Below are 14,222 nucleotides of genomic sequence, written 5' to 3'. Positions count from 1 at the left end.
TTATTGCGATGATGCAGCGTTGGCGGCAATCTTGTTTTGCAGCCAGCGGTTCACCGAGGGGAAGACAAACTTGGAAACGTCGCCGCCCAGTGCCGCGATTTCGCGCACGATGGTGCCCGAAATGAACTGGTACTGGTCGGACGGTGTCAGGAACATGGTTTCGACATCGGGCAGCAGGTAGCGGTTCATGCCCGCCATCTGGAATTCGTATTCGAAGTCGGAGACGGCGCGCAAGCCGCGCACGATGACCCGTGCTTCATGCTTGCGCACGAAATCCTTGAGCAGGCCGGAAAAGCTTTCCACTTGCACATTCGGATAGTGGCCGAGGACTTCGTTGGCGATTTCCAGGCGTTCGTCGAGCGAGAAAAACGGTTGCTTGTTCTTGCTGTCGGCCACACCGACGATCAGCTTGTCAAACAGACCCGATGCGCGGCGCACCAAATCTTCATGACCGCGCGTGAGCGGATCGAATGTTCCTGGATAAACGGCTACAACCATTGCGGCTCCCTGATGATGCACCAATATAGACGCGCATTATGCCTGAAATTGGTGACCACCTTGGTGCTGCGCCTCGGGCCAGGGAGGTTTTTTGCCTCATTTATAGGCAGATTCAGGCAGTTGCCGTCATTTTGTTGTAAGTTAGCAAATGATAATAAACGGTGCCCGCCTTGTCGGCACGGATCACTTCCCACGGCGCCATCCACTCGGGCTTGTCCAGTTCGCTGCTCTCGTCGAAGATCAGCGGCAAGCCCGATTCCGCGTAGACCATGCCGCCTTCCTTGAGCAGGTTGGCGCACAAGGGCAGCACTTTGGCCAGGAAATCCTGCTGGTAGGGCGGGTCGAGGAAGATCAGGTCGAAACGCTGGCCGCGCGATGCCAGGCCTTGCGCCGTCAGCAGGGCGTCGCCGCGCAGCAGTTGCACATTCTCGGCGCGCAATTTCACCTTGTTTTCTTCCAGTTGGCGGATCACGGGCGTGTGCGTGTCGACCATGGTGACGGACGCCGCGCCGCGGCTGGCCGCCTCGAAGCCCAGTGCGCCGCTGCCGGCGAACAGGTCCAGCACCTGGGCGTTGGCCCAGTCGCCGTCGCGCAAGTGATTGATCCAGTTGAATACGGTTTCACGCACGCGGTCCGGTGTCGGGCGCAGCCCCAGTGCCTGCAAAACAGGCAACACGGAACGCTTCCACTGGCCGCCGATGATGCGCACCTGGTTCGGTGGCGGCGCGTGGTGGACGGGGACTTTGGCGGGTTTTTTAATTTTCTTTTGCATGGGGATTTCTTCAATTCGGTGGCGGCCACTATAGCATATGGCCCCCCTCTCCCCTGCTGGCGCTGCCTGTCTATTTGGCTTGTGTGGCCAGGGAATTGAAATCGTCAATCCAGCCCTGCATGCGCTTGACGGCGTGGGCTTTTTGCGCCGGCGTGGCGATCTTGATCACCGTCAAGACCATCTGCGCCGTGCTGCTTTCGTAGGCATCGAAGAAGGCCTTGCGCTCGGAATGTTCGAGGCGCTCGAAACTGTCCTTGATCAACGTCGTGATCAAGGCTGCGGCCGCTTCCTTGCCGAGTTTTTCCTGGTGGACTTTCTTGACCAGGTTCAATACGTTCTGCTGGCGCCGCATGCGTTCGTCGAGCCAGATCTCATTGTTCAGCGGACGCGCGTCGGACGCCTTGCGGATGATCGCTTCCTGCTCGCTGCTGAAGCTGCCGAACCATAGTTCGAATTGCTCCATGGCTTTCTTGTAGCGCAGCTTCTGGCGATTCTCCTGGTCGCCGCTCAGGTATTTCTTGCGGTAATCGTCATTGTTCGACTTGAACTTCTTTTCCATCTGCGCGATTTGCTCGGGCTTGAGCGAGTGCGCCAGGTCGGCCAGTTCGGGCGCCGCCTTCAGCAGCAACGCCTGGGTGCGCTGCTTGATCTCGCTGTAGTCGCTCATCAGGTCTGCCTGCGTGATATTGCCTTGCAGCTGCTTCTGGCCCGTGCGCAGGATGTTCACGTAATCCTTCAATTGCGTCTTGCGGTGCCAGTCGAACAGCTTGTCGATATCGTCGCGCACCCAGCCCTTCTGGTCGCGGTCCAGGTCGACATACGCGTTCAGCCACCAGTACAGCACGGTATCGCCATTGTTGTAGGCCAGGCGCAAGCCGCTGCAGCCGGCCATGACGACGAGCATGATGACCAGCACGGCATAGGTAAAGCGGTTGACGGGCGTGGAAATGGGGGCCTGCGTGTTAAACTTTTGCATATTCTTAACTTATAAAAGACGGTCTATGAACGTTGTCATTCTCGCTGCCGGTATGGGCAAACGCATGCAGTCGGCACTGCCCAAGGTATTGCACCCGTTGGCGGGCAAGCCGCTGTTGTCGCACGTCATCGACACGGCGCGCGGCCTGGCGCCGTCCCGATTATGCGTGATTTACGGGCATGGGGGCGCCGCCGTGCTGAAGTTGCTCGACGGCTACAAGATGAACCATGCCGTGCAGATCGACGCTGCCGAGCAAGCGCAGCAGCTGGGCACCGGCCATGCGGTGCAGCAAGCCGTGTCCTTGCTCGATGACAGCGTGCCGACCCTGATCCTGTACGGCGACGTGCCGCTGACCAGCGCCGCCTCCCTGCAGCAACTGGTGCAGGCGGCCGGCAACGACAAGCTGGCCATCCTGACCGTGGAACAGGACGATCCCTTTGGCCTGGGCCGCATCGTGCGCGAGCACGGCGCCATCGTGCGCATCGTCGAGGAAAAGGATGCCACGCCAGAACAGCGCGCCATCCGCGAAATCAACAGCGGCATCATGGTCGCGCCCACCGTGCAGCTCAAACAATGGTTGTCGGCCTTGTCGAACGACAATGCGCAGGGGGAATACTATCTGACCGATATCGTCGCGCAAGCCGTCGCCGATGGCGTGGCCGTCACCTCGGCCCACCCGGCTGCCGTGTGGGAAGTGGCGGGCGTTAACAGCAAGGTGCAACTGGCGCAGCTGGAACGCATCCACCAGAACAATATCGCGCAAGACTTGCTCGAGCGGGGCGTGACCCTGCTGGATCCGGCCCGCATCGACGTGCGCGGCGAACTCATTTGCGGCCGCGATGTCACCATCGACGTCGGCTGCGTGTTTGAAGGCCGTGTTGAATTGGGCGACGGCGTGCGCGTGGGCGCCAACAACGTCATCATCAACGCCACGCTGGCCGCTGGCGCGCACATCAAGCCGTTTTGCCATATCGAGGACGCTGTCGTCGGCGCCGCCTCCATCATCGGCCCCTACGCGCGGCTGCGCCCCGGCACGGTCCTGGCGGAAGACGTGCATATCGGTAACTTCGTGGAAGTGAAAAACAGCCAGATCGCCGCGCACAGCAAGGCCAACCACCTGGCCTACATCGGCGATGCGACTATCGGCTCGAAGGTCAACATCGGCGCCGGCACGATTACCTGCAACTACGATGGCGTGAACAAGTTCCGCACGGTGATTGAAGACGACGCCTTTATCGGCAGCGACAGCCAGCTGATCGCGCCCGTCACCGTCGGCAAGGGCGCCACTCTGGGCGCCGGTACGACCTTGTCGAAAGATGCGCCGGCCGGCAAGCTGACGGTCTCGCGCGCACGGCAAGTGACCATCGACGGCTGGACGCGCCCCGTGAAAATCAAGAAGTAAGCGCAACGTTCCGTTTTGCTCACAGGCAGGCCGCGCGGCCTGCCTTTTTTATTTGTGGATAACTATGTGGGTAAGCCGCTGCACAAGTGGCGGATAAGCCTGTGTGTAAGCCCGTGCATAAGCTGTTGGCAAGTTTCTTCCTGCTGCCTGGCATGCGCCTGTCGCTGCCTTTTTCTTCGATTGCCGCTCGCCATCAGCAGCGTCGCGGCACTTATCCCTGTATTGTGGATAAGTCTGTGCGTAAGGCTGCGGATAAGCGCTGGATAGTCTGGGTACAAGTGGGGATAACTGTCTTTTTGCCACCGGCTTGCCTGTGGTTGCTGTGGGTAAGCCTGTGGAAAAGCGCGTGAATAGGCGGTGGATAGCATGTGTGCAAGTACTGCCATCGATCAGGGCAGGCCTGGCCCGGCACCAGGATACACGGCGTTGCGCTGGTCCAGGTTGTGCAGGCGCAGCAGAAGGATAGAATGTGAAGTTGGGCAAACCTCAGCGATTCCCGACTGATTCAGTCGGGAAAGCCGGGGCCATCAGGCGGGCAGGCGCAGGGCGAAGCTGATGGTGCCGTTGTTGCCGGCGCTGTCGAGGGTGACCTGGCCGCCGTGCAATTCGGCGATGCGCTGTACCAGGTACAGGCCCAATCCTGCACCAGGCTTGTGCTGGGCGATGCGGCCGCGGAAGTATTTCTGGAACAGGCGCGGGATTTCATCGGCAGGCAGAGGCTCGCCGGCATTGCTGACGACGATTTGCACGCCGCCGTCATCGAGCGTGGCGGCTTGCACGCGAATCGCCTGGGTTTGCGGCGCATGCCGGTCAGCATTGCTGAGCAGGTTGCGCAGGGCCACGCGCAGCAGGCTGGCATCGGCCACGACGCTGTCGGGCAGCGCCTGTACGCTGGCATCGATGCGGCCGTCGGGCCATTCGGCCAGCAGGGCGTGCAGCAGGGCGCGCAAGTCGCATGGCTGGGGACGGAACGTCGCCGCGCTCGTTTCCATGCGGTCTGCGCTCAGGTATTCATCCACCAGTGCCGTCATGCGGCCGCTCGCTTCGCGCAGGTTCTGGCAGCGCTGCAGGGTTTTTTCCCGTGGCGCCTCCGTGTTGCGGGCAATCTGCTGGGCCGTGGTGTTGATGATGGCCAACGGCGTGTGAAATTCATGCGACACCATGGCAACGAAATCCTGCTGTTCTTCGCGCGTGCGGGTTTCCACTTCCAGGGCGGCACGCAATTCGCCTTCGAGCGCGGCGCGCCGGCCGATTTCCTGTTGCAGCGCCAGCGTGCGCCGCGCCACCTGTTCTTCCAGCCGTTCATTCAGGGCGCGCACGGCACGCACGGCTTCGGCCTGTGCCCTGTCCTTGGCGCGGCGCAATTCCGCGTAGCGGCGGTTGAGGCGCAGGCTCATCAGCATCATGTGGACAAAGGCACCCAGGGTGGCCGCATGGTTGGTCCAGAAATTCGGTGGCACGATCGCCATGTTGCGCAGGAAGCTGATGATGACACCGGCGTAGAAGATGCCGAAAATGAACAGAAAGGCATGCGCCGGGCGATGGCCGCGCAGCGCTAGCCAGCTGGCCAGGCCGATGAACAGCACGATCAGCGGCAAGGCCGTCATTTGCACCACCAGCACGCCTGCAGCATAGTCGCCGCGCAGCACCAGCAACGCCCCGAACAGGGCGGCGGCGGCCGTGATGCCCACCACGGCACGGCTGAAACGGGGATACAGGGCGGGCAGCTCCAGCTGCAAGGTGGAAAAACGCGCGCCGACGGCAATCGACATGGCCATCGATACGCCCAGCATGGGATCGGACAAGCCGTTCGGCATGGCGAAGATTTGCTGGGGAATGGCGATCGTCAGCGCTTCCGTGGTGGCATTCGTCAACACATACAGCAGGTACCAGCCGCTGTGGGCTTCGCGTGTCATGCGCCAGAAAAAGATATGGAACAGGATCAGCAGCAAATAACTGCCGAACTGCAAGCCGTAGTACAGGTATTCGCGGCGCGAGGCGTTGTCGAAGGCATCGCTGGGCAGCAAGGTCAGCTCCGTCGACATGGCTTTCTTGCTCTGCATGCGTATCAACCAGCGCTGTGGCTGTTCTGCTTGCAACTGCACGGGAAACACCACCTGGCGCGCATCGATGGGCCAGGCGTCGCGGATCACGTCGGCGCCCGCCTCTTGCCGCAGCCAGTGTCCGGCCTGGTCCTGGCGATACAGGCGCACGTCATCGAGCACGGCGTTGCTAAAGCGCAATACCCATTCATCGGGCGACTGCGCCGCGCGCGTCACCTCCAGGCGCAGCCAGATGGCATCCTGCGTATAGCCGGCACTGACGGCGCCAGGCAGCGGCCGCCAGCCGGGCGCGGCCAGTGCGGCCTGCGGACCCAGCTGGCCGGAGGGGTCGCGCAGCATCTGCATGTGGCCGCTGGCCGACACGGGTTGACCGCTGGCTGGCAGCAGCACTGGCGCCGACACGGGCGCGGCCGCCCCGGCCAGCGCTTGCAGGGTGGTGAACAACAGGACAATGGCGAGCAGGATTTTCATGGCGCAGGAGCTTACCATGCGGGGCATGACGCCCCTGCGGCTTGCTATTACCTGCCCAAGAGGGCCGCCCGGAGGCGACGCCATTGCGCTGTCGCAACAGGATGTGACGGTGCTGCACGCCCTGATGGCCGAACCGGAGCGTATCGTCAGCCGCCAGCAGATCGTCCAGTCGCTGGGCGAGAATTTCCTCTTGTTCCCTCTGCGCGCGGCTGTGGATAAGCCTGTCGATAAGTGCTGCAAAAGCCTGTTGGCAAGCTGTGGGAAAGCGGTGCAAAAGTCACCGTGGCAATGCCTCGCTCGTGGGTATGAATGAGTGGCAACACGCTTGCCGGGGTACGGCCTCGTCCAGTCTGGAGACTGCTGGAGAAAAATCGTCCTGCCATCGCTCATGGAGCGCAGTCTGCTTGTGCATAAACCTGTGTAAAAGTGCCGTATAAACGGTGCGCAAGACGCGTATAAGCATGTGGGCAAGCGGTGGATAATCGGCGCATGGCAATTCAGACGGCGATGCGTGTCTCGAACTTGCTGCGAAACGTGGAAAAGTAGCTTTTCACGTTGCGCACATTCGCATGCGCGGCAAACAGGCGGTGCGCCAGCGCGTGATACGCGGGCATGTCGGCCACCTGTACCATCAGCACGAAGTCGGGCCCGGGCGAGACGCGGTAGCATTGCAGTACGGCGGGCTCGTCCGCCACGAGTAGTTCGAATTCCGCCATGCGTTCCGCCGCCTGCACGTCGAGCGTGATTTCCACGATGGCCGTCAGGCGCGCACCGACCAGTTGCGGCGCGACGATGGCCACTTGCCGCTCGATGACGCCGCTTTCCCGTAAATGTTTGACGCGCCGCAAACAGGTGGGCGCCGAGACGTGCACCGCTTGCGCCAGCTCACTGTTGGTTTGCGATGCATCAATTTGCAAGGCGTTCAGGATGCGACGATCAATCTCGTCGAGGGTAATGTTGTGCTCGCTCATAATTTTGATGAATTTGGAAATATATTGAGTTTAAATGAAATAATATTTCATCGTAAAATAGTCGTGAAATATTCAGTCAAAAATACACGCATTTAGAAAGCATATTTCATGCGCTCTGCATTAGCATGCGTGCATTGATGAATTTTTAGACAGAGGTTTCCATGTGCGGCATCGTCGGCGCGGTAGCGCAACGTAATATCACTCCCATCCTGATCGAAGGCTTGAAGCGCCTGGAATACCGTGGCTACGATTCCTGCGGTATCGCCCTGCACGCCGATGGCCGTTTGCAGCGTTCGCGCTCCACTTCGCGCGTGGCCGAGCTGGAAAAGCAGATCGCCGAAGAACGCTTGAGCGGTTTTACGGGCATCGCCCACACACGCTGGGCCACGCATGGCGCCCCTGTCAACTTCAATGCCCATCCGCACTTTTCTCCAACGGAGGAGAATGCCCGCGTGGCGCTGGTGCATAACGGCATCATCGAAAACCACGACGAACTGCGCGCCGAACTGACGGCCTTGGGTTACGTCTTCCAGAGCCAGACGGATACGGAAGTGATCGCCCACTTGGTCGAGCACATGTACAACGGCGACCTGTTCGAGACCGTACAGCAGGCCGTGAAACGCCTCGATGGCGCGTATGCGATTGCCGTCTTCTGCCGCGACGAGCCGCACCGCGTGGTGGCCGCGCGCCAGGGCTCGCCCCTGATAGTCGGCCTGGGCAATGGTGAAAATTTTGTCGCTTCCGACGCCATGGCGCTGGCCGGCACGACGGACCAGATCATCTACCTGGAAGAAGGCGACGTGGTCGACCTGCAACTGTCGCGCTGCTGGATCGTCGACGTCGATGGCAAGCCCGTCGAGCGCGAAGTGAAAACCGTGCATGCGCATACGGGCGCGGCCGAGCTGGGTCCGTACCGTCACTACATGCAAAAGGAAATTTTTGAACAGCCGCGCGCCATCGGCGACACGCTCGAAGGCGTGACGGGCATCATGCCGGAATTGTTCGGCGACAATGCCTATGCCATCTTCAAGCAGATCGACCGCGTGCTGATCCTCGCCTGCGGCACCAGCTCGTATGCGGGCATGACGGCCAAGTACTGGATCGAAGCGATTGCGAAAGTGCCCGTCAGCGTGGAAGTGGCCAGCGAATACCGCTACCGCGACAGCGTGCCGCACCCGAACACCCTGGTCGTCACCATTTCGCAAAGCGGCGAAACGGCCGACACCCTGGCCGCCCTGAAACATGCCCGCAGCCTGGGCATGCAGCACACCTTGACCATCTGCAACGTGGCCACCAGCGCCATGGTGCGCGAATGCGCGCTGGCCTACATCACGCGCGCCGGCGTGGAAGTGGGCGTGGCATCCACCAAAGCCTTCACGACACAGCTGGCGGGCCTGTTCCTGCTGACCCTGTGCCTGGCGCAAGTCAATGGCCGTCTGTCCGAAGAGCAGGAAGCGGCGCACCTGAAAGCCATGCGCCACCTGCCCGTCGCCATCGCGTCCGTGCTGGCGCTGGAACCGCAAATCATCGCCTGGTCCGAAGAATTCGCGCGCAAGGAAAACGCCCTCTTCCTGGGCCGCGGCATGCACTACCCGATTGCCCTGGAAGGCGCGTTAAAGCTGAAGGAAATTTCCTACATCCACGCCGAAGCATATCCGGCCGGCGAACTGAAGCACGGCCCGCTGGCGCTGGTGACGAATGAAATGCCCGTCGTCACCATCGCGCCGAACGACGCCCTGATCGAAAAGCTCAAATCGAACATGCAGGAAGTGCGCGCCCGTGGCGGCCAGCTGTACGTCTTTGCCGACGTGGATTCCCGCATCAGCTCCGGCGAAGGCCTGCACGTGATCCGCCTGCCCGAGCACTATGGCGATTTGTCGCCGATCCTGCACGTGGTCGCGCTGCAATTGCTGGCGTATCACACGGCACTGGCGCGCGGCACGGATGTCGACAAGCCGCGCAATCTGGCCAAATCGGTGACGGTGGAGTAAGCAGGCCAGGGGGCCGCCCCGGGCCACCAGGAATTAAAAGAAAACGCTACCTCCGGGTGGCGTTTTCTTTTATCCGGCACCGCTGAACCCATTGTGCGAGAATGCCCCTCTCTACTGGATGGTGCGCATGATGACCAAACTCGCCGCAATCATGACTGGAATGACACTCGCGCTGGCCGCTTGCAAGCCCGCAGCCACGGCACCTGCGCATGACATTCCTGCGGCCATGCGCGAGACCGCGACCACTCTGCTGCAGTCAAAATTGCTGCATGCGACCTCGATTGCTGTCGTGTATCGCGGCAAGGAATTCATGCTGCACCAAGGCGAGCTGGAGACCGGTAAAGCCAATCCGCCGAACGATACAACGCTGTATGAAATCGGCTCGGTCAGCAAAACTTTTGCTGGCCTGCTGCTGGCGAACGCTGTGCTCGATGGCAAGGCGGCGCTCGACGATCCCATACAAAAGTACCTGGCGGATGCCTACCCGAACCTGCAGTCGCAGGGGCAGCCCGTTCGCTTGCGCCATTTGATCACGCACACCAGCACTATGCCGGGCATGTTGCCATTGCAGGTGAACACCGTCTTGCAGGACTTCACGGCACACGCCACGCCGGCAAAGCTCAATGCAGCCTACGCCAACTACGGACAACAGCAATTCTGGCAGGACTTGCACACAGTCGATATCAAAGGTCCGCTTGGCAAGGACTACGCCTATTCAAGCGCCGGTACTGAACTCATTGCGCACACGCTCGAAAAAATCTACGGCGTGCCCTATGACGTCCTGCTCACGCAATTCCTCGCGCGTGAAGCCGGTATGCAAGATACCAGGCTGAGAATCACCGCCAGGGATACCGGCCGGCTGGCGCCCGGCTACCACAGCGACAATCCCGTCATGACCACACCGATGCCACAACTGCCCTGGGGGGCGGCGGGCAACCTGAAGTCGACCATGCCGGATATGGCGAAATACCTGCGCCTGCAACTGAGCGCCCATCCCGCGATCGTCGAATCGCACCAGCCTTTGGCGCGCTTTCAGGACGACTTCAGCATCGGCTATTTCTGGAACATCGGCAGCAATCGCCAGTTGGGCACGCACTATGTACACCATGGCGGCGTGCCACGCGCGCAAAGCTACGCCTACGTCGTTCCTCAATATCAGCTTGGCGTTTTCATCATCACCAACCAGAGCGGCGACGCTACCGCCGGCGCCATGGAAAGCGCGCTGGCGCATATCTTCGATACGGTGGAATCCATGGAAAGCGCGAAGTAAGATCCTCGGCGCTCTGTGCAGGGATGTGCTTCGCACTGGCTTCCAGCGAATAGGCGTGCGTGACGCCGCTGGCGGGCCAAGGGGCTTGTCTTAGCTTTCTTGCGCAATGGCCGGCTGGCGCGCCAGCTCGATGAAGGCGCGCACGTAGTCGATGGCGGTGTCCGTCTCGCGTGCCCCCAGGAAAATCTGCTTGGCGATGCCGCGCGCGCCCAGGCGCACCGGCACCACGTCCATCTTGGCTGCGTATTCCTCGACCAGCCAGCGCGGCAGGGCGGCCACGCCGCGGCCGCTGGCGACCATCTGCAGCATGATGTCGGTCGTTTCGATGGCTTTGTGGCGCTTGGGGGTGACACCGGCCGGCAAGAGGAATTGATTGTAAATGTCCAGGCGCTCGATGTCGACGGGGTAGCTGATGAGCACTTCCTGGGTCAGCTGCTGCGGTTTTACGTAGGCCGCCGACGCCAGGGCATGGCCCTTGGCCACGACGAGCACCTGCTCGTAGTCGAACACGGGTTCGAATGTCAGCCCCGGCTTGTACAGCGGGTCGGGCGTGACCAGCAGGTCGATCTCGTAGCCGAACAGCGCGCCGATTCCGCCGAACTGGAACTTCTGCTTGACGTCCACATCCACATCGGGCCAGGCGGCCAGATACGGGGAAACGATTTTGAGCAGCCACTGGTAGCAAGGGTGGCATTCCATGCCGATGCGCAACGCACCGCGCTCGCCCTGCGCAAACTGGCCCAGGCGCTCTTCGGCCAGGTCCAGTTGCGGCAGCACCCGGTTCGCCACCGCCAGCAGATACTGGCCGGCCTGCGTCAGGCGCAGGTTGCGCCCTTCGCGCAGCCAGACGTCGGTGCCCAGTTGCTGCTCCAGCTTCTTCATGCTGTGGCTCAGGGCCGACTGGGTCAGGTGCAGCACGCCTGCGGCGGCCGTCAACGACCCTTGTTTTTCGACCTGCTGGACGATGCTGAGGTGGATGCGTTCAAGCATTTGAATGAGCTAAGTTCATGGATGTATGAAATAAGACCATTATACTTCATGGGTTTCCCCCGCTATCATCGATCCTCTTGCTGTTGGCATTCTTCGCCCTCGCGCATCACTCCCTATGAAAGCAAACATGACACGTCCACTTCGCTTAGTCGCGGTTTCCGGCGGGCTGCAACGCCCTTCCAAGGCGGCAGCCCTGGCCGAGCACCTGATGGACCTGATCGCCGAGGAAGTGCTGTGCGAGCAGCGCCTGGTCGAACTGGGCCAGCTGGCCCCGCAGCTCGCCGGCGCGACGTGGCGCTCCCATCTGCCCGAGACGGTGGAGCGGGAACTTGCGGCGGTCGAGCAAGCCGACATCCTGGTGGTGACAACGCCGGTCTTCCGTGGTTCTTACACGGGACTGTTCAAGCACTTCTTCGACTTCATTGACCAGGATGCCTTGATCGACAAGCCCGTCTTGCTGGCGGCCACCGGCGGCAGCGAGCGCCATGCGCTGATGATCGATCACCAGTTGCGGCCACTGTTCAGTTTTTTCCAGGCACGCACCTTGCCGCTGGGCGTCTACGCGACCGACAAGGACTTTACCGACTACCGTCTGCAGGACGCGGCCCTGATCCAGCGCGCCACGCTGGCGGTCCAACGGGCATTGCCCTTGGTCGGCCTGACGCGCCAGGCGCAATCTGCCACCGCTGAAGAGCTGGTCTCGGCCTGATACGCATCCCCACGGTCACCAGGCAATCAATATATTCATCTTTTCGCAGCAAACAGGACACCAGATCACCATGAGCCAAGATTTTGCATTCAGCATCAAGAGCATTGTTTTCGATGAAAACTATCACCCATCGGACAGCACGCGCCTGACGACCAACTTTGCCAATCTGGCCAGGGGCGAGCGTCGCCAGGAGAACTTGCGCAACACCCTGAAAATGATCGACAGCCGCTTCAACAACCTGGCGCATTGGGACAACCCGAAGGCGGACCGCTACTGCGTCGAACTTGAAATCATTTCCGTCGCATTGAATATCGATGCCGCAGGCGACAATATTCCACTGATCGAGATATTGAAGCCGAATATCCTCGATAAAAAAACCGGAGAGCGCATCGACGGCATCGCCGGCAATAACTTCTCCTCTTACGTGCGCGATTACGACTTCAGCGTGCTGCTGCCAGAGCACAACAATAATCAATCCACATTCAGCACGCCAGAGAACTTTGGCGATTTTCATGGCAGGCTGTTCAAACACTTTGTCAATTCAAATACTTACAAAGCACACTTCAGCAAGGCGCCGGTGATCTGCCTCAGCGCCTCGAGCAGCAAGACCTATCAGCGCACTGAAAACCAGCATCCCATCCTGGGTGTCGAGTATCAACAAAATGAGTTCTCGTCGACGGATGAGTATTTCGAGAAAATGGGGATGCAGGTGCGCTATTTCATGCCGCCAAACAGTGCGGCACCGCTGGCATTTTATTTTATCGGCGACCTGCTGGGCGACTACACCAATCTTGAGCTGATCGGCACCATCAGCACGATGGAAACGTTCCAAAAGATCTACCGGCCCGAGATTTACAACGCCAATTCTGCGGCGGGAAGACTCTATCAGCCCAGCCTGAAGAACCAGGATTATTCATTGACGCAAATTGTCTATGACCGGGAAGAGCGCAGCCAGCTGGCTGTCAAGCAGGGCAAATATACGGAAGAGCACTTCATCAAGCCCTACAAGCATGTTCTTGAACAATGGGCTGCGAACTACGCGCTCTGATTAAAAAATAGACGAAAGCATTCATCATGAAAAAATTATTGCCTACTTCCACCGCCGGCAGCTTGCCCAAACCTTCCTGGCTGGCGCAGCCTGAAAAACTCTGGTCGCCGTGGAAATTGCAGGACGAGGAATTGATTGAGGGCAAACAAGATGCGTTGCGTTTGTCCCTGCAGGAACAGCAGCAGGCAGGCATCGATATCGTCAGCGATGGCGAGCAGACCCGCCAGCATTTCGTCACCACGTTCATCGAGCATCTGAGCGGCGTCGACTTTGACAAGCGCGAGACCGTCAGGATTCGTGACCGCTACGATGCGAGCGTGCCGACCGTCGTGGGCGCCGTGAGCCGCACCAAGCCGGTGTTTGTGGAAGACGCCAAATTCCTGCGTCAGCAAACCACGCAGCCGATCAAATGGGCCTTGCCAGGCCCGATGACGATGATCGATACGCTGTATGACAGCCATTATAAAAGCCGCGAAAAACTGGCCTGGGAATTTGCGAAGATCCTCAATCAGGAAGCGCGGGAACTGGAGGCTGCCGGCGTCGACATCATCCAGTTTGACGAACCGGCATTCAATGTCTTCTTTGATGAAGTCAATGATTGGGGAATCGCCACGCTGGAGCGCGCGATCGAAGGGCTCAAATGCGAAACCGCCGTGCACATTTGCTATGGCTACGGCATCAAGGCCAATACCGACTGGAAAAACACGCTGGGCTCCGAGTGGCGCCAATATGAAGAATCGTTCCCCAAGCTGCAGCAATCGAATATCGACATCATCTCGCTGGAATGCCACAACTCGCGTGTGCCGATTGACCTGATTGAACTCATACGTGGCAAAAAAGTGATGGTCGGCGCCATCGACGTGGCAAGCAATACCATTGAAACGCCGGAGGAAGTGGCCGACACCCTGCGCAAAGCGCTGCGGTTTGTCGATGCCGACAAGCTCTACCCGAGCACCAACTGTGGCATGGCGCCCTTGTCGCGTCAGGTAGCAAGAGGCAAATTGCATGCGCTTAGTGCCGGCGCGGAAATTATCCGGAGAGAAATCTCTTAACAGGCTGGG

At 60.1% G+C, this 14,222-nt stretch carries 13 protein-coding genes; 7 read left to right on the top strand and 6 right to left on the bottom strand.

Going from position 1 to position 14,222, the window contains the following annotated elements; genetic code table 11:
• From coaD to C8C92_RS01625, 3 genes are all read right to left on the bottom strand, one after another.
• Positions 1-498, bottom strand: coding sequence for a pantetheine-phosphate adenylyltransferase (coaD, locus tag C8C92_RS01635; RefSeq protein ID WP_034752633.1), 498 nt, complete (start codon positions 496-498; stop codon positions 1-3).
• Positions 499-610: 112 nt separating this feature from the next.
• Positions 611-1,270, bottom strand: coding sequence for a 16S rRNA (guanine(966)-N(2))-methyltransferase RsmD (gene rsmD / locus C8C92_RS01630; RefSeq protein WP_116742856.1), 660 nt, complete (start codon positions 1,268-1,270; stop codon positions 611-613).
• Between the two features lie 70 nt (positions 1,271-1,340).
• Positions 1,341-2,246: a DUF6279 family lipoprotein gene (locus tag C8C92_RS01625; RefSeq protein ID WP_207780960.1), complete on the bottom strand. Its 906-nt coding sequence runs from the start codon at positions 2,244-2,246 to the stop codon at positions 1,341-1,343.
• A gap of 25 nt (positions 2,247-2,271) precedes the next feature.
• Between C8C92_RS01625 and glmU the strand changes: the two genes are divergently transcribed.
• Complete coding sequence (gene glmU, locus C8C92_RS01620; RefSeq protein ID WP_116742855.1) at positions 2,272-3,648, top strand: bifunctional UDP-N-acetylglucosamine diphosphorylase/glucosamine-1-phosphate N-acetyltransferase GlmU; 1,377 nt, start codon at positions 2,272-2,274, stop codon at positions 3,646-3,648.
• A gap of 527 nt (positions 3,649-4,175) precedes the next feature.
• Here the strand turns inward: glmU and C8C92_RS01615 are convergent.
• Positions 4,176-6,182 (bottom strand): sensor histidine kinase, encoded by a 2,007-nt coding sequence (locus tag C8C92_RS01615; RefSeq protein ID WP_165829238.1) that lies wholly within the window; start codon positions 6,180-6,182, stop codon positions 4,176-4,178.
• Between C8C92_RS01615 and C8C92_RS27635 the strand changes: the two genes are divergently transcribed.
• Entirely contained in the window at positions 6,181-6,495 is a 315-nt protein-coding gene (locus C8C92_RS27635) for a winged helix-turn-helix domain-containing protein (RefSeq protein ID WP_207780959.1), read from the top strand. The two genes, C8C92_RS01615 and C8C92_RS27635, sit on opposite strands and share 2 nt — an antisense overlap.
• 184 nt (positions 6,496-6,679) lie before the next feature.
• On the opposite strand, the gene C8C92_RS01605 is transcribed toward C8C92_RS27635, so the two are convergent.
• Entirely contained in the window at positions 6,680-7,153 is a 474-nt protein-coding gene (locus C8C92_RS01605) for an Lrp/AsnC family transcriptional regulator (RefSeq protein ID WP_099761205.1), read from the bottom strand.
• A gap of 161 nt (positions 7,154-7,314) precedes the next feature.
• Between C8C92_RS01605 and glmS the strand changes: the two genes are divergently transcribed.
• Together glmS and C8C92_RS01595 are read left to right on the top strand one after the other, a co-directional pair.
• Complete coding sequence (gene glmS / locus C8C92_RS01600; RefSeq protein WP_099761208.1) at positions 7,315-9,144, top strand: glutamine--fructose-6-phosphate transaminase (isomerizing); 1,830 nt, start codon at positions 7,315-7,317, stop codon at positions 9,142-9,144.
• A gap of 127 nt (positions 9,145-9,271) precedes the next feature.
• A complete protein-coding gene (locus C8C92_RS01595; RefSeq protein WP_207780958.1) occupies positions 9,272-10,414 on the top strand; it encodes a serine hydrolase domain-containing protein in 1,143 nt (380 codons plus the stop codon).
• A gap of 90 nt (positions 10,415-10,504) precedes the next feature.
• On the opposite strand, the gene C8C92_RS01590 is transcribed toward C8C92_RS01595, so the two are convergent.
• Positions 10,505-11,404, bottom strand: coding sequence for a LysR family transcriptional regulator (locus tag C8C92_RS01590; protein WP_116742853.1), 900 nt, complete (start codon positions 11,402-11,404; stop codon positions 10,505-10,507).
• 127 nt (positions 11,405-11,531) lie between these two features.
• On the opposite strand from C8C92_RS01590, the gene msuE reads away from it, so the two are divergent.
• The 3 genes from msuE (at position 11,532) to C8C92_RS01575 (ending at position 14,213) form a co-directional block, all read left to right on the top strand.
• Entirely contained in the window at positions 11,532-12,113 is a 582-nt protein-coding gene (gene msuE, locus C8C92_RS01585) for an FMN reductase (RefSeq protein WP_116742852.1), read from the top strand.
• 70 nt (positions 12,114-12,183) lie between these two features.
• Positions 12,184-13,161, top strand: coding sequence for a DUF1852 domain-containing protein (locus tag C8C92_RS01580; RefSeq protein WP_116742851.1), 978 nt, complete (start codon positions 12,184-12,186; stop codon positions 13,159-13,161).
• 26 nt (positions 13,162-13,187) lie between these two features.
• Complete coding sequence (locus tag C8C92_RS01575; RefSeq protein ID WP_116742850.1) at positions 13,188-14,213, top strand: methionine synthase; 1,026 nt, start codon at positions 13,188-13,190, stop codon at positions 14,211-14,213.
• The last annotated feature ends 9 nt before the right edge of the window (positions 14,214-14,222 follow it).

The sequence above is a fragment of the Janthinobacterium sp. 78 genome, from assembly GCF_003096775.1.
In the GTDB taxonomy this organism is placed as follows: domain Bacteria; phylum Pseudomonadota; class Gammaproteobacteria; order Burkholderiales; family Burkholderiaceae_D; genus Janthinobacterium; species Janthinobacterium tructae.
This window is presented reverse-complemented; position numbering and strand designations above follow the sequence as displayed.